Genomic DNA, 24,726 nt, shown 5'->3' on the forward strand with positions numbered 1-24,726 from the left:
GCACACACCATCACTCGAAACACACAGTTTCTCGTTCCGGGGCAACCGTTCCAGCCTAACCCGCACCCGACACCGACGCAAATCGGCGACCGGAAGGAGTATCGGCAACCGCCAGGCGCTCCCCGTACAACCTCGTTTTCCCTCGCTGACCAGTGAAGGTCGCGGCCGGGTCGGTGTCCGTGTCGCTCTGACCTGGAATAAGTTACGCGAGGGTGAACGGAGCGTCAAACGGCCTGGTGGGAAGGATTCGGGACGTCGTTTTCCCAGGTCATCAAGCGCGAACGACCGCGGCCACGGCCGGATGCTCGACTGTGATGCCGGGCACAGCGCTCATTGCCCGTCTCCTTCGTCCGAGACTCGACGGATGTCCCCGCCCAATCCGACCAGGTCCTCGACGAATCGGGGGTAGCCGCGATCGATGTGGTAGACGTCGTGCACTTCTGTCACCCCGTCCGCGACGAGCCCCGCAAGCACCAGGCCAGCGCCGGCACGGATGTCCGAGGACCACACCGGGGCGCTCGACAGCTCCTCCACTCCCCGGATGACGGCATGGTGCCCGTCGGTGCGTGCATCCGCACCCAGGCGGATCATCTCTTCCACGAACCGGAATCGCGCCTCGAAGACGTTCTCGGTGATCATCGACGTGCCGTCCGCGATCGCCGCGAGCCCGATCGCCATCGGCTGCAGGTCTGTCGGGAATCCTGGGTACGGGAGGGTCGCGAAGTTCACGGCCTGCGGACGACCGGTCTGCACCACGCGGAAACCATCGGCCTCGGTGGTGATCTGCGAACCGGCGGCGCGCAACTTGTCGAGCACGAGACTGAGGTGCTTCGGGTTCACGCCGCGGACGAGCACGTCCCCCCGCGTCATCGCTGCAGCGATACCCCAGGTGGCCGCGACGATCCGGTCGCCGATGACCCGGTGCGACGTGGGCTGCAAGCGGTCGACGCCGCGAATGGTCAGCGTCGTCGAGCCGGCGCCGGAGACCTTCGCGCCCATCCGGTTCAGCATGTTGCACAGGTCCACGATCTCCGGCTCGCGCGCCGCGTTATCGATGATCGTCTCTCCCCTGGCCAGTACGGCAGCCATGAGAATGTTCTCGGTCGCCCCCACCGAGGGGAACGCCAGGCGGATGTTGGCCCCGTACAGGTCGTCGGCCTCCGCGACGACGCAGCCGTGCTCGATCTCGCTGTGCGCACCCAGCAGGCGAAGTCCTGACTGGTGCATGTCGAGGGGGCGCGAACCGATCGCGTCTCCACCGGGAAGCGCCACGACTGCCTTGTGGCATCGCGCGACCAGCGGACCGAGGACACACACCGACGCTCGGAACTGCCGGACGGCCGCGAAGTCCGCGTGGTACTTCGGCTGCGCCGGTGTCGTAATCCTCGCGACATCCCCCTCGAGCGACACGTCGCAGCCCAGTCCGCGCAGTACATCGGCCATCAGCGGCACGTCGAGGATGTCGGGGCAGTTCTCGATGACGGTCGTGCCCTCGGCGAGCAGAGCCGCGGCCATCAGTTTCAGGACGCTGTTCTTCGCGCCGCCCACCGACACCTCACCGACGAGTCGGTTCCCACCAGCGACAAGAAAGCGTTCACTCACAGTCGAACAGCCTAGCCAGGACAACGCCGGACCTGCCGAGCGGTACCGTTGCCCCATGGCTGTTCACTTGACGCGGATTTACACCCGGACCGGCGACGACGGCACTACCGGTCTGAGCGATTTCTCCCGCGTGTCCAAGAACGATCCACGGCTCATCGCGTACGCCGACTGCGACGAAACGAACGCGAGCATCGGCGTCGCTCTCGCACTCGGCACCCCGCCCGAGGAGATCGTCGACGTGCTCCGCCAGGTCCAGAACGACCTGTTCGACGCCGGCGCGGATCTCTCGACGCCGGTCGTTCCGGACCCCAAGTACCCGCCGCTGCGCGTGACCGAGGCCTACATCGAACGCCTCGAAGGATGGTGCGACGAGTTCAACGAGCGCCTCGAACCGCTGCACTCGTTCATCCTGCCGGGCGGCACCCCGCTCGGGGCCCTGCTCCATTCGTCGCGCACGATCGCCCGACGCGCGGAACGCTCGGCCTGGGCGGCCGTCGAGGCCAGCCCCGACGACACCAACACCCTGCCGGCGAAGTACCTCAATCGCCTGTCGGACCTGCTGTTCATCGTCAGCCGCCTCGCCAATCCGGGCGGAGACGTCCTGTGGAAGCCCGGTGCGGGCCGGTCCTGACCCCCCGCGCAACGCAAAAGGGAGGCCGACAGGCCTCCCTTTTCTGTTCTCGCTCCGCGGTTCGTCAGGCGGGACGTCCCCGCAACGACCGTCCGTCCGGCCTCGACTCCACCCATGAAAGGAAGGCGGTCAAGGCGCCCCGGTCGAGGGCTATCTCGTACGTGTCGTCACCGTCGGAGATCTCGAGAATCACGATCTCGTCGGTCATGATGTCGTACTCGTTGCCGACGGGGCCGCGACGGGAACCGACCTCGATCCCCTGACGACTCAACCGGGAGTCCGGTCCGGGCCGCAGGCTCGACAGCTTGAAGAAGACCAGCGAACCTTCGCCGTACCGGACGACCCCGTGTCGCCAACCACTTCCACCGGGAGCCGGGGTCACTCGCAGAATCGCCGCCGTGCCACCCCGTCGCAGAACGGCGAGGCGATACACGAAAGCCGCGACGAAGGCCGCGAGCAGCACAACCAGAATGATGAGAACAACCATTCCGATCGTCACTACTCGTCGGCTCCGTCGCGGCTCGTCGTGGACTGACTACGCGCGCTCGACGGCGCGCAGCTGACCCTTGGCGATCGCGATCGCCTCGAGATCCTCGGTGGTCTCGGCCAGGACGGCCTTGGCCGCCTCGACGTCGACATCATGCGCCATGTCAGCGGACTCGGCCAGGATCGTCACCGTGGTGGCGGTCACCGAGAGGAAGCCACCGTGCACCGCGGCGACCACGCGCTCGCCGTCGACGGTCGTGATCGCAACCACGCCGCCTTCGACGAGCTGGCCGAGGACCGGCTCGTGCCCGGGCATGACACCGATCTCACCCTCGGTCGTCTGGGCGCTGACCAGCTTCGCCGATCCCGACCAGAGTCGCTGCTCGACGGCAACGAGTTCAACGGTCATCTCAGCCATGTCGGTCTACTTCCCGGCGATCTTCTTGGCAGCGGCCTCGACGTCGTCGAGTCCACCGCAGCTGTTGAACGCCTGCTCGGGCAGGTGATCGAACTCGCCCTTGCAGACGCGGTCGAACGCCTCGATGGTGTCGCGCAGCGGCACGACCGAACCGGGCTCACCGGTGAACTTCTCGGCGACGATGAAGTTCTGGCCGAGGAACTTCTGCAGACGGCGGGCGCGGCCGACGAGGACCTTGTCCTCTTCCTGCAGCTCGTCCATACCGAGGATGGCGATGATGTCCTGCAGCTCCTTGTACTTCTGCAGGATCCGCTTGACCTCGTTCGCGACGCGGAAGTGCTCGGCACCGACGATGCCGGGCTCCAGGATGCGCGAGGTCGACGTCAGCGGGTCCACGGCGGGGTAGATACCCATCTGCGAAATCGGACGCGAGAGCTCGGTGGTGGCATCGAGGTGCGCGAAGGTCGTGGCCGGCGCCGGGTCGGTGTAGTCGTCGGCGGGGACGTAGATCGCCTGCAGCGAGGTGATCGAACGGCCACGGGTCGAGGTGATGCGCTCCTGGAGCTCACCCATCTCGTCCGCCAGCGTGGGCTGGTAACCGACGGCCGAAGGCATACGACCCAGCAGGGTCGAAACCTCGGAACCGGCCTGCGTGAAGCGGAAGATGTTGTCGATGAACAGCAGCACGTCCTGGCCCTGGACATCGCGGAAGTACTCCGCCATGGTCAGCGCGGACAGGGCGACGCGCATACGCGTTCCCGGCGGCTCGTCCATCTGGCCGAAGACAAGGGCGGTGTCCTGGAGGACGCCCATCTCTTCCATCTCGAGGTGAAGGTCGGTGCCCTCACGGGTGCGCTCACCGACGCCGGCGAACACCGAGGTGCCGGAGAACTCACGCGCGATACGGGTGATCATCTCCTGGATCAGAACGGTCTTGCCGACACCGGCACCACCGAACAGACCGATCTTGCCGCCCTTGACGTACGGGGTCAGCAGGTCGATGACCTTGATGCCGGTCTCGAGGATCTCGGTCTTGCCCTCGAGCTGATCGAAGGCCGGGGGCTTGCGGTGGATGCCCCACTGCTCGCCGTCGCGACCCGTGCCCGGGGCGTCGAGGCAGTCACCGAGGGCGTTGAACACGTGGCCCTTGACGACGTCGCCGACGGGAACCGAGATCGGCTTGCCGGTGTCGTTGACAGCAGCGCCGCGGACCAGGCCGTCGGTGGGCTGCATCGAGATGGTGCGGACCAGGTTGTCGCCCAGGTGCTGCGCAACCTCGAGGGTCAGCGTCTTCGCCACCGACGGGAGGGTGACCTCCGAGTGCAGGGCGTTGAACAGGTCGGGAACATGGCCGCGCGGGAACTCAACGTCCACAACGGGACCGATGACCCGCACGACCCGGCCGGACGTGGTGTCCGCGCCGTTCGCGTTGGTTTGGGTTACTGCTGCGGTCATGTGCTAGTCACTTCCTGCGCTCGAGGCCAGCGCATTCGCGCCACCGACGATCTCGCTGATTTCCTGGGTGATCTGGGCCTGGCGAGCCTGGTTTGCCTGACGGCTCAGGGTGTTCACCAGTTCGTTCGCATTATCCGTCGCGGCCTTCATGGCGGTACGACGGGCGGCAGACTCCGAGGCGGCGGAGTCCAGCAGCGCCGAGTAGATACGCGTGCTCACGTACTTCGGCAGCAGGGCCGACAGCAACGTGCCGGCCTCGGGCTCGAAATTGTAGACCGCGCTCGGACCCGACTTGCCGTCGTGCTGGCCGTTGGACAGCATGTCCTCGCCCAGCTCGATGTGATCGTCCGTGTAATCGACCTCGAGCGGAGCCATCCGCCGGACTTCCGGCTTCTGGGTGAGCATCGAGACGAAGCGCGTGTAGACGATATGGAGTTCGTCGACGCCCTCGATCGTGCCCTCGCCGTTCGGCGCCTCGACCTCGGCACCGGAACCGGCCATGAACAGCTCGACCAGGTGACGGCTCGCCTTGGCGGCATCCGCGTAGCCGGGCTCCTGGGAGAAGCCCGTCCACGCACCACCGATCTTGCGGCCGCGGAACGTGTAGTAACCGAGGCCCTTGGAACCGAGCACGTAGATCACGGGCTCCTTGCCCTCGGAGCGCAGCAGCTGGAACAGCTCCTCCGCTTCCTTGAGGGCGTTGGAGTTGTAACCGCCGCACATACCGCGGTCACTGGTCACGACCAGGACGGCAGCACGCTTCGGGTTCGCCCGCTCGTTGAGCAGCGGGTGGTCGAGCGACGCCGAGGCGCTGGCCAGCTCGGAGAGCACCTTGGTGATCTCCTCCGCGTACGGCTTGGAAGCCGCGACACGGGCCTGCGCCTTGGTGATGCGCGAGGTGGCGATCAGTTCCTGCGCCTTGGTGATCTTCTTGGTCGAGTTGACCGACTTGATGCGAGAACGCAGTTCGCGGATGCTTGCCATCGATCGATCACTCTCCCTTCGGGTGACGCTGAGTCATGGGGACCACGCTCACTTGCTGACAGTGGTGCGCTTGACGGTGACCTTCTCCTGGCCGACCTCGGAGGCGTCGAGAGCCTCGGCCTCGGCCTCGTTGACGACACGGCTGCCGTCGGAGGCGAGGAAGCCTGCCTTGAACTTCTCGGTCGCAGCCGTCAGGGTCGCGATCGAGGCGTCGTCGAGAGCCTTGCCGCCCTTGATGGCCTCGTAGACGCTGCCCGCGTTGCGGTGCAGGTCGTCGAGAAGCTCGGCCTCGAAGCGGCGCACGTCGGCGACGGGCACCGAGTCGAACACACCCTCACCGGCGAGGTAGATCGAGATGATCTGGTCCTCGACCGCGATCGGCGAGTACTGGTCCTGCTTGAGCAGCTCGACCAGACGCTGGCCGCGCTCGAGCTGAGCCTTCGAAGCGGCATCGAGGTCCGAAGCGAAGGCCGAGAAGGCCTCGAGCTCACGGAACTGCGCGAGCTCCAGACGCAGCGAACCGGAGACCTTCTTCATGCCCTTGGTCTGCGCGGCGCCACCGACGCGGGAAACCGAGATACCGACGTTGATCGCGGGGCGGATGCCCTTGTTGAACAGGTCGGACTCGAGGAAGACCTGACCGTCGGTGATCGAGATGACGTTGGTCGGGATGTACGCCGAGACGTCGTTGGCCTTGGTCTCGATGATCGGCAGAGCCGTCAGCGAACCGCCACCGAGCTCGTCGGACAGCTTGGCCGAACGCTCCAGCAGACGCGAGTGCAGGTAGAAGACGTCACCCGGGTAGGCCTCACGTCCCGGCGGACGACGCAGCAGCAGCGAGATGGCGCGGTACGCCTCGGCCTGCTTGGTCAGGTCGTCGAACACGATGAGGACGTGCTTGCCCTGGTACATCCAGTGCTGGCCGATGGCCGAACCGGTGTACGGGGCGAGCCACTTGAAGCCGGCGGAGTCCGAAGCCGGGGCAGCGACGATGGTGGTGTACTCCATCGCGCCCTGCTCCTCGAGCGCCTGCTTGACGCCGGCGATGGTGGAGCCCTTCTGGCCGATGGCGACGTAGATGCAGCGGACCTGCTGCTTCGGGTCGCCGGTCGCCCAGTTCGCCTTCTGGTTCAGGATGGCGTCGACACAGACCGCGGTCTTACCGGTCTTGCGGTCGCCGATGACGAGCTGACGCTGTCCGCGGCCGATCGGGGTCATGGCGTCGATGGCCTTGATACCGGTCTGCAGCGGCTCCTCGACGGGCTGACGCTCGAGCACCGTGGCGGCCTGCAACTCGAGGGCGCGGGTCTCGGTGGTCTCGATGTCGCCGAGGCCGTCGATCGGCCGACCCAGCGGGTCGACGACGCGGCCCAGGTAGCCGTCGCCGACCGGCACCGACAGAACGTCGCCGGTCCGCTTGACTTCCTGGCCCTCTTCGATGTGCTCGTAGTCACCCAGGACGACGGCACCGATCTCGGTGGCGTCCAGGTTCAGTGCAACACCGAGCACGCCGCCCGGGAACTCCAGCAGCTCGTTGGCCATCGCCGACGGCAGGCCGGTGATGTGAGCGATGCCGTCGCTGGTGTCGGACACCACGCCGACCTCCTCGCGGGAGGCCTCCGGTGAGTAGCTCGCGGTGTAGTTCTCGATCGCGCTACGGATCTCGTCGGAGGAGATCGTCAGCTCCGCCATGTTTTTCCTGCTCTCGGTATCTGGTCTTCGAAAAGATCGGGAGTATGTGTTCGGTCGTCGGCTACTTGAAGGTCTTGCGCAGGGCAGCGAGGCGACCGGCCGCGCTCCCGTCGATGACCTCGTGGCCCACCCGGACGACCATGCCGCTGAGGAGTGCCGGATCGACCTCCACATGCACGGTGACGGGCTTGCCGTAGGTGCGGGTCAGCGTCGCCGCGAGCCGCTCGACCTGCTCGCTCGACAACGTCGAGGCGCTGCGAACATGCGCAACGGCCTTGTCTCGGAGCGCCGCGGCCAGGGCCGACAGCTCGTCGAACGCATCCGCCGGAGCGGTGCGCAGGCGACCCACAGCCTGGATGGCAAGAGCCTCCGTGATTGCGGTGACCTTGCCGTACAGCAGCTTCGACAGCAGCTCTCGCTTGGCGGCGACGGGCGTCGAACGATCCGAAAGGACCTGCTCCAGCTGCGGATTGCCGGCAACGATGCGGCCGAGACGGAAGAGCTCGTCCTCGACCGTGTCGCTCTGGCTCTGATCCGCTGCGGCACGGAGCAGGGACTCACGCCCGACCGTGACCAGCGAGTTCAGCAGATCCGCCGTGCTCGACCAGTCCTGGCCCGCGGCGGCCTCGAGGGCTGCCAGCGCCTCGGCGCCGACCTTCCCCGAGAACACCTGGCGGGCCAGGCCCTGTCGACCAGCGGCAGGCGTGGACGCGTCGGCCAGAGCACTCCGGAGAGTGCGCTGACCGTCGAGAACCTCGACCACCGAGAACAGCTCGGATCCGGCCTGCGCCGCGGCCGCAGTGGCCGCGCCGGGGGAAACGGAATCCAACGCCGCGGTGAGCGCAGCACGAGTCTGCGTCAGGGCTTCACGGCTCGCTGCGTACATGGTGCTCACTTTCCTGCTGCGGAATCGGCGCTGACTGCGTCCAGCTCGTTGAGGAAGCGATCGACCGTTCCGGCGCGCTTGACGTCGTCGGCGAGCGACTCTCCGATGACCTTCTCGGCCAGGTCGACCGCGGTCTTACCGAGGTCGGCCCGCAGCTCGGTCACGATCTGCTGCCGCTGAGCGACGAGCTGGCTGTGACCGGCGGCGACGATGCGGTCGCTCTCCTCCTGGGCCTGTGCCTTCATCTCGGAGATGATCTGCTGGCCCTGAGTACGTGCTTCCTCGCGGATCTGTGCGGCCTCGGTGCGAGCCTCGGCGAGCTGGGCGTGGTACTGCTCCAGCGCGGCCTTGGCCTCTGCCTGAGCCTCTTCGGCCCGCTTGATGCCGCCGTCGATCTGCTCGGTGCGCTCGGCGAGAACCTTCTGGAACATCGGAAGAACGAACTTCCAGAAGACGAACCCGACGACCACCAGGGCAACGATCGACCAAGTGATGTCATACGTCGCGGGCAGGAGGGGGTTGTGATCCTCCCCCTCGGCCGCGAGCAATGCGATGGTGGTTGACATGGTGTGTTCTTAGAAGATGAAGCCGGCGACGAGACCGATCAGCGCCAGGGCCTCGGTGAACGCGATACCGAGGAACATCGTGGTGCGAACCTGGCCGGCCATCTCGGGCTGACGGACCATGCCCTCGATCGCCTTACCGACGACGATACCCACGCCGATGCCGGGGCCGATGGCTGCGAGACCGTAGCCGACAGCGCCGAGACCCTTGAAGGTGGTCTCTTCCTGCGCGAGGACCTCGACTGCCTGAAGCGCAACGCTCATGTGGTGTTCCGTTCCCTTTCTGTTGCCCACCGCCGGTCGGCGAATGGGGCAGGTCTAACGATGTGAGTGGTCAGTGCGAGTCGGCGTGGAGCGCCAAATCGATGTACACGGCGGTGAGCAGCGCGAAGACGTACGCCTGCAGACCGATCACCAGGAGTTCGAAGAACGTCATGGCGACGCCGGCGATGATCGACGGCACGCCGAAGATCGCCTGGAACCCTCCGGAGGTGAAGAAGAAGTACTGCGTGGCGCTGAAGAACAGCACGAGCAGGATGTGTCCGGCCAGCATGTTGGCCATGAGTCGGACCATCAGCGTGAACGGCCGGAGCACGAAGGTCGAGAGGAACTCGATCGGAATCAGCAGGAAGTGCAGCGGAAGCGGCACACCCGGGACGACGACGCTCGACTTGACGTACTTGAAGAAGCCGTACTTCTTGATGCCCACGTAGTTGAAGGTGATGTAGGCCAGTGCCGCCAGCACGAGCGGCATGCCGATTCGTGCGTTCGGCGAGATGTTCAGGAAGGGCGTGACACTCGCGATGTTGCTTGCCAGCACGATGAAGAAGATGGTCGTGATGACCGGCAGGAAGCGCTTGCCCTGCTCCTTGCCCAAGATCTCTTCCGCGATGTTGATCCGCACGAAATCGAGCGCGTACTCGCCGACGTTCTGGACACCGCGCGGAACGATCTTCGGGCTCCGCATCGCGATGATGAAGAACACTGCCACCAGCGCCGACATCAACAGACGGATCAGCATCAGACGGTCGAGTTCGAAGATCGTGCCCTCGAACAGCACTGCGGGCGGGTAGAAATCATCGAGTGACGGCGGATGGTATTCACCCGCGGCCATGAAGGTGACGCTCAGCGGTCTCTCCCGTAGTCGGCCGCAGGCATCGCTGTCTGCGGTTCGATCGGACATTGACGATCTAACAAGTCGACCAGGTCGGCTCGCGTATTCGTCAGCAGCTGGAGACTCGGGCGAACCCGTCCTGGCGTCTGTCGGTGTCGGCGACTGTCGTCGACTCGGCAACTGGAGGGTGGTTCCGCCCAAATCTGAAATTCGGACAACTCCGACAGCCTCTGTCGCCTGCAAGCGTTACCGAGACGCCAGGTCATCTGGACTTTCCCGGCATCTGCGCACTTGCTTGGACCAGAGACTATCAAGACATCTACGACGTTGTGTAGACGGGGTACCCGAAAACTCTGGAACACGTTGCAGAAAACGCCTCGTCCATGCGTCAGGCAGCGCCCGATTCGTTGTCGGGTTCGTGCGGTGTCACGTACGGGACCTTGGTCTGGAGTACGCCGTAGGTCTCGGCGCCGAGAACGACGACGAGCGAGAGAACGATGACGATCACCATCGCCTGGCGGTTGTAGAAGTCCAGGGGATCGAGGATCGCGAGCACGGTGATGGCCAGGATCATCTTGAGAAGCCAGCTACCCAGCAGGACCGCGCCAGCAGTGACGGCCGGCAGTTTGGCGGTGAGGAGCACGACCAGGACGGTGCACAGGATGAAGCCACCGCCGACGGCAGCGCCGAGCAGAGCGCCCCACAGTCCGGCGACGCCGGCGAACAGGCTGGCGATGATCACGCCGCCGACGGCGAGCACGAGCAGTCCGAGCACGCCGTAGCGAAGGCCACGGCGGAGCGCCGCCGTGGGATCGGTCGAATAGGGCTCTGGGGTGGAAGTCACGGCTCCCAGGTTAGAGGAACGCTCGGGGTGGGCCGCTCCCCCTGCCCCGGCTACCGGCGACTGTCCTGCCGGAGCCCACGCCAGGACGGCACCGCGGTGACCACCAGGGCGAAGACCAGGCCGCCGGCGACGAGCAGCACCACGATCCGCCTGTCGATCAGCGACGATCCGACCGCCCCGAACGCCAGTACCGCCACCCACAAGTAGATGAGCAGGACCACGCGACGGTGCGAATGGCCGATCTGCAGGAGGCGATGATGCAGGTGCATCTTGTCGGGGCTGAACGGGCTGACCCCGGCCCGCGTGCGCCGGATGACCGCGAGGAGCAGGTCGAGGATCGGGATGAACATCACCGCGCCGACCAGCAACAGCGGCGAGAGCAGACCGAGGAGATCCCGAGAACCGTAGGCGGTGAAGCTGATCCGCCCGGATGCGCTGGTCGACACCGCGGCCAGGGTGAGCCCGATGAGCATCGACCCGGAGTCGCCCATGAAGATCCGGGCCGGCTGGAAATTGTGGGGAAGGAAACCGAGACATGCGCCGGCCAACGCCGCCGCGATCATCGCGGGTGGGTAGACCCCGACGTCGCCGCCCTGGTCGTGCAGGATTCCCACCGAGAACGCACAGATCGCCAGCGAGGCGATGAGCCCGAGACCGGCCGCGAGCCCGTCGAGCCCGTCGACGAAGTTCATCGCATTGATCATCACGACGGCGACCGCGACGGTGACCAGGCCCGCCTGGAGCTGATCGAGAATCACGGTGCTGCTCTCGCCGAACGGCAACGGGATCAGGTACCAGCTCACCCCCATGACCACGAGGATGCCCGCGGCGGTCACCTGCCCGACGAACTTGGTGAGCGCGTCGAGCCCCCACCGGTCGTCGATCACACCGACCAGCACGATCACGAACCCCGCCACCAGGACCGCGGCGATGTCCCGCGAGAACTCGAATCCTCGCGTCAGCGCGGGCAGTTGACCGGCGAAGAGCAACGCGACGAGCATGCCGGCGTACATGCCGATCCCGCCGAGTCGGGGCGTCGGTTCGACGTGGACGTCGCGGTCGCGCGGGATGGCGACGGCACCGAAGCGGATCGCGAGCCTCCGGACGAGGCCGGTTCCGAGGAATGTGACGACGGCGGCCGTCAGCATCACGAGCAGCAACTCGCGCAGCGGCACGCCCGCGCCGTTGCCGGCCTGGGCGAGCGCCAGCACCGCCGTATCTGCAGAACTCACCTCGACGACGCTACCGGCCGACGAGCCGGGAACCGGGATTGACCAGGACGAGTCCGCTCACCGTCAGGCTCCTCCCAGCAGGCTTTCCGGTGTCACCCCGAGTACCTCGGCGACGTCCGCGGTCGGCACCGCACCCTCGCGCAGGATCCGGATCTCGTCGCCGGTGAGGTCGACGATCGTGGACGCCACCGCGTGAGTCGCCGGGCCGCCGTCGAGGTAGACGCTCGCCGCTCCGCCCAACTGGTCACGCGCCTCGTCGACCGTGGTGGCCGGCGGGCGCCCCGAGATGTTGGCGCTCGACACCGCCATCGGTCCGACGTCGCGCAGCAACTCGAGCGCCACCGGGTGCAGCGGCATCCGGAGCATCACCGTGCCACGGCTGTCGCCGAGGTCCCATGCGAGCGAAGGCGCCTGCTGGACAACGATGCTCAGCCCGCCGGGCCAGAACGCCTTGATCAGCTCACGCGCCTGCGGACGAACGGAGTAGACCAGACCGTCGATGGTGTTCCAGGAACCGACCAGCACGGGCACCGGCATGTCCCGACCGCGTCCCTTGGCCCGGAGCAGGCTCGCGACGGCATCGCCGTCGAAGGCGTCGGCGCCGAGACCGTACACGGTGTCCGTCGGGAGGACGACCAGCCGGCCGGCCTTGAGGGAGTTCTTCGCGGCGGTCAGTCCGGCTTCACGATTGTCGGGTTGCTTGCAGTCGTAGACAGTGCTCACGCACCCATCCTTTCACTCACGCCGCGGGCGCCCTCACCGTGCCGCCTCGACGTCGGTCGCGACACGGTGCGCGACGACGAAACGAGGCCGGCCCGCGAGGTCGGGGTGCTCGACGACTCGGTCGAAGACGCGGCGGGCGCGGAACAACTCGGCCACCTGGTCACCGTTGGTGTCGTCGTGCTCGATACCCACGGCTCCCCCGATGCGCAGCCAGCGTGCGATGTTGTTGATCATCGGCTTGATCACCGAGAGCCCGTCGGCGCCGCCGAAGAGTGCGGTGTGCGGGTCGTGATCGGCCACCTCGGGATCGAGCACCGCACCTTCGGGAATGTAGGGCGGGTTCGACACGACGAGGTCCACCCCGCCCTCGAGGTCGGTGAGCAGCGCCCGATCGGTGACGTCGCCCTGCACGAGGTTGATCGGTGTGTCACCGGCGTCGCGCCTGCGGTCCGCGTTGCGGCGCGCCCAGGCGAGGGCCTGCGGCTGCAGTTCGACGGCGTGCACGACAGCGTCGGGGCGAGCGTGAGCGATCGCGAGGGCGAGGGCACCGGTGCCGGTGCACAGGTCCAGGACGACGGGCGCCCGCAGTCCGCTTGCCTCGAGGTGCGCGAGGGCCCACGCGAGGAGCAGTTCGGTCTCCGGTCTCGGAACGAACACGCCGGGGCCGACTTCGAGCGAAACGTTACCCATCGCGGTCGATCCGGTGATGTGCTGCAACGGAATTCGTTGCACTCGCCGAGCGACGAGCTCCCGATATTCCTCGATGACGGACAGGTCGACCAGCGGCACCAGCCCCAGCCGGGTCCGTTCGACACCGAGCACGTGCGCAGCGAGAAGTTCGGCGTCCACCCGCGCCGACGGCACGCCGGCGCGCTCCAACTCGGCGGCTGCCTCGATGATGGCCAGACGGATGGGTTGTCGACTCACGTGCTACAGCCTGCCACGTCGGTCACGGCCACAGCACGGATAGGTGCCGGACAGCTTGCGACCGGCCTCGTCCGGCCGTGGTGGCGATAGAATACGACCGGTCTGGTCATCGTCAGGCCGAGGTCGGACGAAGGAACGTCCCATGTTCTCCGCCACAGCGGCGCGCATCCTCGCCGCCGCAGCCTTCACAGTCACAGCGTCGATCGGACCGGGACTCGCCCACGCCGCTCCGTTCGACGTCCAGCCGGCGCCCGCGATCTGTCCCGGCGGGATGGGCGTTGCCGACGCCACTCCCCTTCCCGGCGGACGGCTCGCGATCAGCGTCGACGAACCTCCACCGGCGGGCGGAGGTCGGGTCGTGTGGGTCAACAACTCCACGGGCGCCAACGGCATCGCGACGCTCACCAACACCGGCAGCCGCGCCGAGTTCGTCGCGGCCACCGGTCCCGGTGTCGTCACGACCGTGTTGGACGGGGTCTACACCAACGGCGCGGGCCAGCCGTGTGTGCTCGCGCAGGGCGGCGTCGCCACCACTGTCGTGACCTGAAGCGGCAGCTGACTACTCGGCGGCGAGTCGCGCTTCGCGGTCCGCCTTGCCGAGGGCGTCGAGCAGTGCCTCCATGTCGCCGTCGAGCACGGCGTCGAGGTTGTGCGCCTTGAACCCGATGCGGTGGTCGGTGATGCGGTTCTCGGGAAAGTTGTAGGTGCGGATGCGCTCGGAGCGGTCGACGGTGCGGACCTGGCTCTGACGACCGGCCGACGCCTCCGCGTCCGCGGCCTCCTCCGCCGCCGCCTGCAGACGGGCGGCCAGCACCTGCATCGCGCGCGCCTTGTTCTGCAGCTGCGAGCGCTCGTTCTGGCAGGTCACGACGATGCCGGTGGGCAGATGCGTGATCCGGACCGCGGAGTCGGTGGTGTTGACGCCCTGACCGCCCTTGCCGGACGACCGGTAGACGTCGATGCGCAGATCGGTCTCGTCGATCTGCACCTCCTCGACCTCCTCGGGCTCGGGGTAGATGAGGACACCGGCAGCCGACGTGTGCACGCGTCCCTGCGATTCGGTGACGGGCACACGCTGCACGCGGTGGACACCGCCCTCGAACTTCAGCCGGGACCAGACGCCGTCGCGGACATCGCCCTTCGACTTGATCGAGATCGTGGCGTCCTTGTATCCACCGAGGTCCGAGACGGTGGCGTCGAGGATCTCCACACGCCATCCGGCCCGCTCGGCGTAACGGACGTACATGCGCGCGAGATCGGACGCGAACAGGGCCGACTCCTCCCCGCCCTCGCCGGACTTGAGCTCGAGGACGACGTCGTCGCCGTCGTGCGGGTCTCGCGGGGCCAGCAGGTCGGTGAGGGTCTTGTCGAGCTCGGTGACGGTCTCCTCGAGCGCCGGGATCTCCGCGGCGAACGCAGCATCGTCCGCGGCGAGTTCGCGGGCGGCGTCGAGGTCGTCCTGCGCCGACTTGAGCTTCGCGTACGTAGCCATGACCGGGGCGAGCTCGGCGAAGCGCTTGCCCGCCTTGCGCGCGGCCGACGGATCGTTGTGCAGCGCCGGGTCGGCGAGCTGCTGCTCGAGGCCCGCGTGCTCGGCCAGGATGTCGTCGATCGCCGACGGCTGAGTCGTCCCTGCCATTCTTGGCTCCCTGTTTCACGTTTTGCGCACTTGTCGTTGGTGTGGAGACCTCCGGACCGCGGCAAGTGCGCAAAACGCGGTTCGGGTCGGCACAAAAAAGCCGACGCCCGGCCTGCAGAAACGCAGGACGGGCGTCGGCGGGACAGCTACTGGTCGGCAGCGGCCTTCTTGCCGGCACGCTTTCCGTAGCGAGCCTCGAAGCGGGCAACGCGTCCGCCGGTGTCGAGGATCTTCTGCTTGCCGGTGTAGAACGGGTGGCACTGCGAGCAAACCTCGACGTTGATACGTCCGCTGGTCGCCGTGCTGTGGGTCTCGAACGTGTTGCCACAACCGCACACGACGGTGGTTGCAACGTATTCGGGGTGGATTCCTGCCTTCATGGTGTCCCTTTCGATGGCCGCCGGGTCGTCCTCGCCGTTCGAGGCCGTGAACCGGAACCGGACATGGTTGTCACGCGATCGCCCATTCTGCCAGAGGCGGACGCTTCCTCATAAACGCGCCCCCGCGCCGAATGATTCCCGCCGATACGACTCGTCCCCGTGACGCGTGGCGCACGGGGACGAGTCGATCAGGTCGCAGCTGCAGACGTCAGTCCGCGAGCGAGCCCGGGGCCGTCTTCGAGACCGTCATGAGGAACTCGACGTTGCTCTGGCTCTTCTTGAGCCGGTCGACGAGCAGGTCGATCGCCTGATGCGTGTCCAGACCGGACAGCACGCGCCGCAGCTTGTGCACGATGGCGAACTCGTCCGGGCTCATCAGGAGCTCGTCCTTACGAGTGCTCGACAGGTTGACGTCTACCGCCGGGAACACGCGCCGCTCGGCGATCTTGCGATCGAGCTTGAGCTCGGCGTTGCCGGTGCCCTTGAACTCCTCGAAGATCACGGTGTCGCCGGTGGACCCGGTCTCCACCAGGGCGGAGGCGATGATCGTCAGCGAGCCGCCGTTCTCGATGTTGCGCGCGGCACCCAGGAAGCGCTTGGGCGGGTACAGCGCGGTCGAGTCGACACCACCGGACAGGATGCGTCCGGACGCGGGCGACGAGTTGTTGTACGCACGGCCCAGTCGGGTGATCGAGTCGAGCAGCACCACGACGTCGCGGCCGGCCTCCACGAGACGCTTCGCACGCTCGATGGCCAACTCGGCAACCGACGTGTGATCGGCCGGCGGACGATCGAACGTCGAGGCGATGACCTCACCGTTCACCGACCGCTGCATGTCGGTGACCTCTTCCGGACGCTCGTCGACCAGGACGACCATCAGGTAGCACTCGGGGTTGTTCACCGAGATCGCGTTCGCGATGTCCTGCAGGACGGTGGTCTTACCGGCCTTCGGAGGCGACACGATCAGCGCACGCTGACCCTTGCCGATCGGCATGACCAGGTCGATCACGCGCGTCGTCAAGATGTTCGGCGTGGTCTCGAGGCGCAGGCGCTGGTTCGGGTACAGCGGGGTGAGCTTGTTGAACTCGGGACGCTTGCGCGCGGCCTCGACCTCGCCACCGTTGACCGTGTCCAGCCGCACCAGCGGATTGAACTTCTGACGCTGGTTGCTCTGCTCGCCCTCACGGGGAACCCGGACCGCACCGGTGATCGCGTCGCCGCGGCGCAGGCCGTTCTTGCGCACGAGGTTCATCGACACGTACACGTCGTTCGGGCCGGCCAGGTAGCCGGACGTGCGCACGAAGGCGTAGTTGTCCAGGACGTCGAGGATGCCGGCGACGGGCTGCAGGACGTCGTCCTCGCGGATCTCGGGCTCGCGGCCCTCCCGACCCTCGCCGCCCTCACCGCGGTCGCGCCCACGACGACGCTCGCGGAAACGACGGCCGCGACGTCCGCGACCGCCCTCTTCGTCGTCGGCGTCGCGGCGTTCGCCACGACCCTCGCCGCGCGGGCCGTTACCGCCCTGCGAACGCTCGCCGCGCTCGCCACCCTGCGAACGCTCGCCGCGCTCGCCGCCCTGCGAGCGGTCACCCCGCTCGCCGCGCTCACGCCGGCCACCGCGTTCTCCGCGGTCCTCGGCCGACTGCTCCTTCCCCTGCTCACGGCCCTGTTCGCGGCCCTGCTCGCGAGTCTCTTCCTTGCCCTCGGCCTGCTTGGCGGGCTTGGACTCGGCGGGCGCGGTCTCGGTGGGCGTTCCGGCGTCGTCGGCGCCCGATTCGGGAGCGCCGGCACGTCGGGAGGATCCCCGACGCTGGCGGCTACGCCGGCCGCCCTGCTCGGAGTCACCGGACTCCGACGTCTCACCCGCGGCGGGAGATGCCGGTGCCTCGGCTTCGGTGCGGGTCTCGGCGCGCTCCTTGCGCGGCGCCGGGGCCTCCGCGGGGGCGGCCGCAGCGGCAGCCGACGGGGCTGCGCCGCCGCCCTGACGCTCCTTGATCGCGGCGATCAGGTCGCCCTTGCGCATACCCGAGGTGCCCTTGATGCCGAGTTCGCCGGCGAGCGTACGCAGCTCGGCGAGCACCATTCCGGACAGGCCGGCACCGCGCCGGGCATCGGCGCGCTTGGTGGACGCAGCGACCGCGCCTTCGCGCGACCCCGCGTCGGAAGTCTGTGCAGAATTGCCCGCCCGGGCACCCGCGGACGCTGCCGGGGATTCTTGAACAGGCGTGGCAATCAGGTCCGTATCGGTCACGGAGGTCCTTTCCTTCCCTCGCTCGCGGTGCGCGAAGTCGAGGGTTCGTCCCGCAATTCAGTTGACTGACTGAACTCGGATGTGCCGTATCCGCTGGATGGAATTGCGGCCTTGTCCTCCATCACATCACCGGAGAAGGCGGGTGCTGTCGATCGATCAGCGCAGAGGTAATCGCGTGAGGATCATGCCAGGAATACCCCGTAGAAATGGAGTGATTGCCCTGGTGAAGCACCGGCGTCTGAAGCGCACGATGTACGGACACGCCCAGGATAGCGGCGAATGCCTTACTCGGCAAGAACCGAGCAGTAACCATCCTGGGCGCGTTCCGTCAGTTCACCTGGACGCCGTCCGCGACCTCCAGTTCGAGCACGCGCAGACCACTTTCCTCGGCCTCGCGACGGAGCGCATCGGGGAACGGCCGGACCGACAGCGCCAGCACCGTCGGTCCCGCACCCGACACCGTCGCCGCGATGCCCGCGTCGCGCAGTTTCGCGATCCACGTCGTCGTGAGCGGCAGCGCCGGGGCACGCTGCGCCTGGTGCAGCTTGTCCTCGGTCGCCGTCATCAGCAGATCCGGTCGCTGGGTGAGCGCGACCACCGCGAGTGCGCCGCGGCTGACGTTGAACGCAGCGTCCCGGTGCGGCACGGTCTCCGGCAGCAGGCCCCGGGTGAGCGCAGTCGACGATCGCTCCGACGGCACCAGCACCACGACGCGGACGTCCGGGTGCACCGGCAGCCGGACGGCGCTGTAGCTACGCTGCGCGGCGTCGTCGGCGCCCGCCTCGCTCCACGACACGACCGCGCCGCCGAGGACGCTTGCGGCCGCATTGTCGGGGTGCCCCTCGAACTCCGACGACAGCTGGACCAGCTGCGCGTCGGTCAGCGCCAGCTCCGGCGCCGACTTCAGTGCGAGACCGTTGGCCGCGGCCAGGCCACCGACGGCAGCGGACGCGGACGAGCCGAGTCCCCGCGAATGCGGAATGGCGTTACGGCACACCACATCCAGCCCGTCTGCCCACAGACCCGCGGCCTCGAGGCCCCGTTCGATCGCGCGGACCACGAGATGTGAGGGTCCCCACGGGACGTCGTCGGCGCCTTCTCCCTCGACCCGGATCGTCAGACCCGAATCCGTGGTGGTGACGGTGATCTCGTCGTACAGACCGAGAGCCAGACCCAGCGTGTCGAAACCCGGACCGAGGTTGGCGCTCGACGCGGGGACGCGAGCGGTGACGGTGAGTCCGGCGGGAAGGGTCTGTGTCATCGTCTGGTCCACTGCCGTGTCCGGAGCCGCGGTCACTATGCCAGCTCGAGCGCCGCGGCGACGGCGACCGGGTCGACCGGGATCGGCTGGACCGCCGGCATGCCCGCGAGGGCGGTGTCGGGATCCTTGAGGCCGTTGCCGGTCACGGTGCAGACGACCGTCTGACCGGCGTCCAGCCAACCTTCCTTGTGCGCGGCGAGGAGTCCGGCGACGCTCGCGGCCGACGCGGGCTCGACGAAGACGCCCTCGGTCGCGGCGATCAACCGGTACGCCTCGAGGATTGCCTCGTCGGTCGCGGCACGGAAGGCACCGTTCGACTCTTCCTTGGCGGCGACGGCACCGTTCCACGAGGCCGGTGCGCCGATGCGGATAGCGGTGGCGATGGTCTCCGGATCCTTGACCGGGGCGCCGTGCACGAGCGGCGCGGCACCGGCCGCCTGGACACCGAGCATGCGCGGGCGCACCGAGGTGATGCCGTCGGCGAAGTACTCGGAGTAGCCGCGCCAGTAGGCGGTGATGTTGCCGGCGTTACCGACGGGCAGCGCGTGGATGTCGGGCGCCTTGCCCAGGGCGTCGCAGATCTCGAACGCGGCGGTCTTCTGACCCTCGATGCGCACCGGGTTGACGGAGTTGACCAGACCGATGGTCGGGAACTCGGCGGTGGTCTTGCGGGCCAGCTCGAGGCAGTCGTCGAAGTTGCCCTGCACCTGGATGATGCGTGCGCCGTGCATGACGGCCTGGGCGAGCTTGCCCATCGCGATCTTGCCCTGCGGCACCAGCACCGCGCAGCCCATCTTCGCCTTGGCGGCGTATGCGGCGGCCGAGGCGGAGGTGTTGCCGGTGGAGGCACACAGCACGGCCTGCTGGCCGCGGGCGAGCGCGTCGGTAACGGCCATCGTCATACCGCGGTCCTTGAAGGACCCGGTGGGGTTGAGGCCCTCGACCTTGAGGTAGACATCGCAACCGGTCAGCTCCGACAGGTGCCCGGCGGGCAGCAGCGGCGTACCACCCTCGCGCAGCGTGACCGTCTTCCAGTTCGGTCCGATCGCGAGCCGGTCGCGGTAGGCCTCGATCAGTCCCGGCCACGGGGTGTGGACGGGGGTCGACTTGGTTTCGGCCTTGGAGTTGGCGCCGGTCATTCGGAGGTACCTTCCAGTCGGAGCACGCTGGTCACAGCGGTTACAGATTCGAGTTCGGCAAGGGCGGCAACCGTTTCCGACAGTGCCGCGTCGTTTGCGAGGTGGGTGACGACCACGAGGCGCGCACCGTCGCCGGCGCCCTCCTGCCGGACGGTGGAGATGCTGACGCCGCGATTGGCGAACTCGGCGGAGACCGCCGACAGCACGCCGGCACGATCGGCGACCTGCATGTTCACGTAGTAGCGGGTGGGGATGTCGCCCATCGGCGCGATCGGCAGCTGCGCGTACTTGGACTCGCGCGGGCCGCGGCCGCCGTGCACCTTGTTGCGCGCGGCCATCACCAGGTCGCCCATGACGGCGGACGCGGTGGGGGCCCCGCCGGCACCCTGGCCGTAGAACATCAGGCGGCCGGCGTTCGCCGATTCGACCACGACGGCGTTGTAGGCCCCGTTGACACCCGCGAGCGGGTGCTCGCGCGGGACGAGCGCCGGATAGACGCGCGCGGAGACGCGCTCGCCGCCGTTCGCGTCGACGATCCGCTCGCAGATCGACAGCAGCTTGATCGTGCAGTCGAGCGACCTGGCGGCGTCGAGATCGTCCGAGGTGATCTTCGAGATGCCCTCGCGGTACACGTCGCCCGCGGTGACGCGAGTGTGGAACGCGATCGACGCGAGGATCGCGGCCTTCGACGCCGCGTCGAAGCCCTCGACGTCGGCCGTCGGATCGGCCTCGGCGTAGCCCAGGCGACCGGCCTCGGCGAGGGTGTCGGCGTAGTCGGCGCCGGTCTCGTCCATCGCGGAGAGGATGAAGTTGGTGGTGCCGTTGACGATGCCGAGGACACGGTCGACGCGGTCCCCCGCGAGCGACTGCGTGAGCGGACGGATCACCGGGATCGCACCGGCAACTGCAGCCTCGAAGTACAGGTCCACGCTCTGCCGCTCGGCGGCCTCGGCGAGCTCACCGGTGTACTCGGCGAGCAGAGCCTTGTTCGCGGTCACGACGGACTTGCCCGCGTTGAGCGCGGCGAGCACCAGCTTGCGCGGCAACTCGATACCGCCGATCACCTCGACGACCACGTCGACGTCGTCGCGGGTGACCAGCGACTCGGCGTCGGTGGTGAGCAGTTCCTCCGGCAGGCCGCGATCGCCGTCGATGCGCCGGACCGCGACGCCGCGCAGCTCCAGACGAGCGCCGACTCGGGCTTCGAGGTCGGTCGAGTGCTCGCGGATGATCCGAGCCACCTCGCTGCCCACGGTCCCGAGGCCGAGAACAGCCACCCCGATGGCGCGCTGCGCCGATTCGCTGGTCACTCCGAAACCTCCAAGCTGAGCAGATCTTCCACAGTTTCCCTACGCAAGATTAGGCGTGAGGCGCCGTCCCGCACTGCCACCACCGCGGGGCGGGTGAGCAGGTTGTACCGGCTGGACATCGAATAGCAGTATGCGCCCGTGGCCGCGACGGCGAGCAAATCTCCCGGACCCAGATCGTCGGGCATCCAGGCGTCGCGGATCACGATGTCGCCACTCTCACAGTGTTTGCCCACGACACGCGCCACGACGGGGGCGCCGTCGCTGTCCCGTGAGACGAGGCGCGCGTCGTACTCGGCCTGGTACAGCGACGTGCGGATGTTGTCGCTCATGCCGCCGTCGACACTGACGTACCGCCGCGTCGCACCGGCGTCGAGGGTGACGTCCTTGATGGTGCCGACCTCGTACAGCGTGACGGTGCCGGGGCCGGCGATCGCGCGGCCCGGCTCGACCATGAGGGTCGGCACCGGCAGTCCCGCGGCCGCAGACTCGGTCGCGACGATGTGCGCGAGCTTGGCCGCGAGTTCGGCGACCGGCGGCGGATTGTCACTCGGCAGGTACGAGATGCCGAGACCGCCACCGAGGTCGACCATCGACAGCTGCGACGTCTTCTCGGCACCGAAGCGGTCGACGATCTCGCGCATCAGCCCGATGACGCGGTGCGCGGCCAGTTCGAACCCGTCGACCTCGAAGATCTGCGAGCCGATGTGGCTGTGCAGCCCGACCAGACGCAGGTTGCCGGTCTCGAAGACGCGGGCGACGGCCGCCATCGCCTTGCCGCCGGACAGCGAGAACCCGAACTTCTGGTCCTCGTGTGCGGTCGCGATGAACTCGTGCGTGTGCGCCTCGACACCGACGGTGATGCGGATCAGGACGTCCTGCACGACGCCGCGGCGGGCCGCGACCTCGTCGAGGCGCTCGATCTCGACCATCGAGTCGAGCACGATGTGCCCGACCCCGGCCGCTACGGCGGCGTCGAGTTCGGCGACGGACTTGTTGTTGCCGTGCATCGTGATCCGCTCGGCGGGGAAGCCGGCGTGCAGCGCGACGGCCAGTTCGCCGCCGGACGCAACGTCCATCGACAGGCCCTCGTCGCGCACCCAACGGGCGATCTCGGCGGACAGGAACGCCTTCGACGCATAGTGCACGCGCTCGGCACCGCCGAAGGCGCGCGCCATCTCGCGGCAGCGGGAGCGGAAGTCGTCCTCGTCGACGACGAACAGTGGCGTGCCGTACTTCTCGGCCAGGTCCGTCACCGGGACCCCGGCGATGCGGACGACGCCGTCGGCGCCACGCTCGGCGCTGCGGGGCCACACCTGCTCGGGAAGCGCGGTCATCTCGGACGCCGTCGCGGGGCGGGGCGGCAGCCCGGGGGCGTGCTGGATCTCGGCGTGCCGGGGGCCGGCGGGATGCGCGTTCACATGCGCTCCGGTGCGCTGACGCCGAGCAGCTCGAGACCGTTCGCCAGGACCTGACGCGATGCGGCGCACAACGCCAGTCGCGCTGTGGTCAGGTCGGTGGCCTCCTCGTCGCCCTGCGGGAGGATGCGGCAGGCGTCGTAGAAGCGGTGGTAGGTACCGGCCAGCTCCTCGAGGTAGCGCGCGATGCGGTGCGGTTCCCGCAGTTCGGCGGCCTTCGCCACCACCCGCGGGTACTCGGCGATGGTGCGGATGAGGTCTCCCTCGCGGTCGTGGGTGAGCAGTCCGAGGTTCGGGTTCTCCGTGCCCAGGCCCAGATCGGCGGCGTTGCGGGCGATCGAGCACAGCCGCGCGTGTGCGTACTGCACGTAGTACACCGGGTTCTCGTTGGTGGTGCTGGCCCACAACTCGAGATCGATGTCGATGCTCTGGTCCACCGAAGAGCGGACGAGCGAGTAGCGGGCGGCGTCCACGCCGATCGCCTCGACCAGATCGTCGAGCGTGATGACCGTGCCGGCACGCTTGCTCATCTTCACCGCGACGCCGCCGCGGACGAGATTGACCATCTGCCCGATCATGACCTCGACGGTGTCGGGGTCGTCGCCGAATGCGGCCGCCGCGGCCTTGAGCCGGCCGATGTAGCCGTGATGGTCGGCGCCGAGCATGTAGATGCACAGGTCGAAGCCGCGGGCACGCTTGTCCTGGAAGTAGGCGATGTCGCCGGCGATGTACGCGGCGTTGCCATCGGACTTGATGACAACACGGTCCTTGTCGTCACCGAAGTCGGTGCTCTTGAGCCACCAGGCGCCGTCCTCGTGGTACAGGTTGCCGGAGCCCTTGAGGGTCTCGACGGCCCGCTCCACCGCGCCGGACTCGAACAGCGAGTTCTCGTGGAAGTAGACGTCGAAGTCGACTCCGAACTCGTGCAGCGTGCGCTTGATGTGCTCGAACATCAGCTCGACGCCGATGGACCGGAAGGTCTCGTGCCGCTCGGCCTCGGGCAGGTCGAGCGCGCCGGGCACCTGCTTCTGCACGTCGGCCGCGATGTCGACGATGTAGGCGCCGGCATAGCCGTCCTCGGGCGCCGGTTCGCCCTGCGCGGCGGCGATGAGCGAGCGGGTGAAGCGGTCGATCTGGGCGCCGTGGTCGTTGAAGTAGTACTCGCGCGTCACGTCGCCGCCCTGCGTCGCCAGGATGCGCCCCAGCGCGTCGCCGACCGCGGCCCAACGGGTGCCACCGAGGTGAATGGGGCCGGTGGGGTTCGCGGAGACGAATTCGAGGTTGATCCGCTTGCCGGCGAGCGCGTCGCCCGCTCCGTAGGCGGCGCCGGACTCGAGTGCCTTGGCGACGATCGCGCCCTGCGCGTCGGCGGCCAGGCGGATGTTCAGGAAGCCGGGGCCTGCGACCTCCGCGGAATCGATGCCGTCGGACGCCGCCAGTGCCGCGGCGAGCCAGGTGGCGAGATCGCGCGGGTTCGCACCGGCCTTCTTGGCCACCTGCATCGCCACATTCGAGGCGTAATCACCGTGCTCGGGATTACGAGGACGCTCGACCGTCAGTGTCGCGGGCAGTACGGAAACGTCGAGTCCGTGCTCGGCGAGCACCTTCGCGGCGGTCCCTCGGAGCAGTTCGGCAAGGTCGGCTGGAGTCACAGGAGTCCATCTTATTGCCTGGACCAGCGGGCGGTTTACCCAGTATCACCCTGTCTCCAAGGTTCCCCTCAGGGTCGGAACGTACAGTGGTGAGGCCTGATGGGGACCGGGGAGGCTCCCTG

General features: G+C 67.8%; 24 protein-coding genes. 2 read left to right on the forward strand and 22 right to left on the reverse strand.

Going from position 1 to position 24,726, the window contains the following annotated elements; all coding sequences use genetic code 11:
• Positions 1-330: 330 nt before the first annotated feature.
• The gene (murA, locus tag A6I89_RS18285; RefSeq protein WP_005513994.1) at positions 331-1,602 is read right to left on the reverse strand and encodes a UDP-N-acetylglucosamine 1-carboxyvinyltransferase; all 1,272 of its coding nucleotides are present in this window, start codon (positions 1,600-1,602) and stop codon (positions 331-333) included.
• Between the two features lie 55 nt (positions 1,603-1,657).
• Between murA and A6I89_RS18290 the strand changes: the two genes are divergently transcribed.
• On the forward strand, positions 1,658-2,233 hold the full coding sequence (locus A6I89_RS18290) for a cob(I)yrinic acid a,c-diamide adenosyltransferase (protein WP_005513995.1): 576 nt from the start codon (positions 1,658-1,660) through the stop codon (positions 2,231-2,233).
• 64 nt (positions 2,234-2,297) lie between these two features.
• On the opposite strand, the gene A6I89_RS18295 is transcribed toward A6I89_RS18290, so the two are convergent.
• The 13 genes from A6I89_RS18295 to prmC all read right to left on the reverse strand — a co-directional run bounded on the left by A6I89_RS18295 (position 2,298) and on the right by prmC (position 13,557).
• Positions 2,298-2,720: a DUF2550 domain-containing protein gene (locus A6I89_RS18295; protein ID WP_037085394.1), complete on the reverse strand. Its 423-nt coding sequence runs from the start codon at positions 2,718-2,720 to the stop codon at positions 2,298-2,300.
• A 48-nt stretch (positions 2,721-2,768) separates the two neighbouring features.
• Positions 2,769-3,137 carry a F0F1 ATP synthase subunit epsilon gene (locus A6I89_RS18300; protein WP_005513998.1) on the reverse strand — a complete coding sequence of 123 codons (369 nt, stop codon included), beginning with the start codon at positions 3,135-3,137 and terminating at the stop codon, positions 2,769-2,771.
• Between the two features lie 6 nt (positions 3,138-3,143).
• Complete coding sequence (gene atpD, locus A6I89_RS18305; RefSeq protein WP_005513999.1) at positions 3,144-4,592, reverse strand: F0F1 ATP synthase subunit beta; 1,449 nt, start codon at positions 4,590-4,592, stop codon at positions 3,144-3,146.
• A 3-nt stretch (positions 4,593-4,595) separates the two neighbouring features.
• Complete coding sequence (locus A6I89_RS18310; protein ID WP_005514001.1) at positions 4,596-5,576, reverse strand: F0F1 ATP synthase subunit gamma; 981 nt, start codon at positions 5,574-5,576, stop codon at positions 4,596-4,598.
• Between the two features lie 48 nt (positions 5,577-5,624).
• Positions 5,625-7,268, reverse strand: coding sequence for a F0F1 ATP synthase subunit alpha (gene atpA / locus A6I89_RS18315; RefSeq protein WP_005514002.1), 1,644 nt, complete (start codon positions 7,266-7,268; stop codon positions 5,625-5,627).
• 61 nt (positions 7,269-7,329) lie between these two features.
• Positions 7,330-8,154, reverse strand: a complete 825-nt coding sequence (locus A6I89_RS18320) for a F0F1 ATP synthase subunit delta (protein WP_013415634.1) — start codon at positions 8,152-8,154, stop codon at positions 7,330-7,332.
• Positions 8,155-8,159: 5 nt separating this feature from the next.
• A complete protein-coding gene (locus A6I89_RS18325; protein ID WP_005514004.1) occupies positions 8,160-8,720 on the reverse strand; it encodes a F0F1 ATP synthase subunit B in 561 nt (186 codons plus the stop codon).
• A 9-nt stretch (positions 8,721-8,729) separates the two neighbouring features.
• On the reverse strand, positions 8,730-8,981 hold the full coding sequence (locus A6I89_RS18330) for an ATP synthase F0 subunit C (RefSeq protein WP_005514006.1): 252 nt from the start codon (positions 8,979-8,981) through the stop codon (positions 8,730-8,732).
• Positions 8,982-9,051: 70 nt separating this feature from the next.
• Positions 9,052-9,831, reverse strand: a complete 780-nt coding sequence (gene atpB / locus A6I89_RS18335) for a F0F1 ATP synthase subunit A (protein WP_044990771.1) — start codon at positions 9,829-9,831, stop codon at positions 9,052-9,054.
• A 388-nt stretch (positions 9,832-10,219) separates the two neighbouring features.
• Complete coding sequence (locus tag A6I89_RS18340) at positions 10,220-10,684, reverse strand: Cg1360 family ATP-synthase-associated protein (RefSeq protein WP_172504572.1); 465 nt, start codon at positions 10,682-10,684, stop codon at positions 10,220-10,222.
• A gap of 41 nt (positions 10,685-10,725) precedes the next feature.
• Positions 10,726-11,907, reverse strand: a complete 1,182-nt coding sequence (locus A6I89_RS18345) for a glycosyltransferase family 4 protein (protein WP_013415633.1) — start codon at positions 11,905-11,907, stop codon at positions 10,726-10,728.
• Between the two features lie 63 nt (positions 11,908-11,970).
• Positions 11,971-12,630, reverse strand: coding sequence for an L-threonylcarbamoyladenylate synthase (locus tag A6I89_RS18350; protein WP_005514011.1), 660 nt, complete (start codon positions 12,628-12,630; stop codon positions 11,971-11,973).
• Between the two features lie 33 nt (positions 12,631-12,663).
• Entirely contained in the window at positions 12,664-13,557 is an 894-nt protein-coding gene (prmC, locus tag A6I89_RS18355; protein WP_022595184.1) for a peptide chain release factor N(5)-glutamine methyltransferase, read from the reverse strand.
• Between the two features lie 142 nt (positions 13,558-13,699).
• On the opposite strand from prmC, the gene A6I89_RS18360 reads away from it, so the two are divergent.
• On the forward strand, positions 13,700-14,104 hold the full coding sequence (locus A6I89_RS18360; RefSeq protein ID WP_022595182.1) for a hypothetical protein: 405 nt from the start codon (positions 13,700-13,702) through the stop codon (positions 14,102-14,104).
• Between the two features lie 12 nt (positions 14,105-14,116).
• Here the strand turns inward: A6I89_RS18360 and prfA are convergent, their stop codons facing one another.
• The 8 genes from prfA to argS all read right to left on the reverse strand — a co-directional run bounded on the left by prfA (position 14,117) and on the right by argS (position 24,604).
• The gene (prfA, locus tag A6I89_RS18365) at positions 14,117-15,196 is read right to left on the reverse strand and encodes a peptide chain release factor 1 (RefSeq protein WP_005514014.1); all 1,080 of its coding nucleotides are present in this window, start codon (positions 15,194-15,196) and stop codon (positions 14,117-14,119) included.
• Between the two features lie 146 nt (positions 15,197-15,342).
• Positions 15,343-15,576 carry a 50S ribosomal protein L31 gene (gene rpmE / locus A6I89_RS18370; RefSeq protein ID WP_005514015.1) on the reverse strand — a complete coding sequence of 78 codons (234 nt, stop codon included), beginning with the start codon at positions 15,574-15,576 and terminating at the stop codon, positions 15,343-15,345.
• Between the two features lie 208 nt (positions 15,577-15,784).
• A complete protein-coding gene (rho, locus tag A6I89_RS18375) occupies positions 15,785-17,827 on the reverse strand; it encodes a transcription termination factor Rho (protein WP_022595179.1) in 2,043 nt (680 codons plus the stop codon).
• Between the two features lie 328 nt (positions 17,828-18,155).
• Positions 18,156-19,088: a homoserine kinase gene (gene thrB / locus A6I89_RS18380; protein ID WP_013415630.1), complete on the reverse strand. Its 933-nt coding sequence runs from the start codon at positions 19,086-19,088 to the stop codon at positions 18,156-18,158.
• A gap of 35 nt (positions 19,089-19,123) precedes the next feature.
• A complete protein-coding gene (gene thrC, locus A6I89_RS18385) occupies positions 19,124-20,227 on the reverse strand; it encodes a threonine synthase (RefSeq protein ID WP_005514018.1) in 1,104 nt (367 codons plus the stop codon).
• Positions 20,224-21,537, reverse strand: a complete 1,314-nt coding sequence (locus A6I89_RS18390; RefSeq protein WP_022595176.1) for a homoserine dehydrogenase — start codon at positions 21,535-21,537, stop codon at positions 20,224-20,226. The genes thrC and A6I89_RS18390 overlap by 4 nt, the downstream gene beginning before the upstream one ends.
• Positions 21,534-22,955, reverse strand: a complete 1,422-nt coding sequence (gene lysA / locus A6I89_RS18395) for a diaminopimelate decarboxylase (RefSeq protein ID WP_022595174.1) — start codon at positions 22,953-22,955, stop codon at positions 21,534-21,536. Before lysA ends, A6I89_RS18390 begins: the two co-directional genes overlap by 4 nt.
• Positions 22,952-24,604, reverse strand: coding sequence for an arginine--tRNA ligase (argS, locus tag A6I89_RS18400; RefSeq protein ID WP_005514021.1), 1,653 nt, complete (start codon positions 24,602-24,604; stop codon positions 22,952-22,954). The genes lysA and argS overlap by 4 nt, the downstream gene beginning before the upstream one ends.
• Between the last annotated feature and the right edge of the window lie 122 nt (positions 24,605-24,726).

This window comes from Prescottella equi, from assembly GCF_002094305.1.
Taxonomy (GTDB): domain Bacteria; phylum Actinomycetota; class Actinomycetes; order Mycobacteriales; family Mycobacteriaceae; genus Prescottella; species Prescottella equi.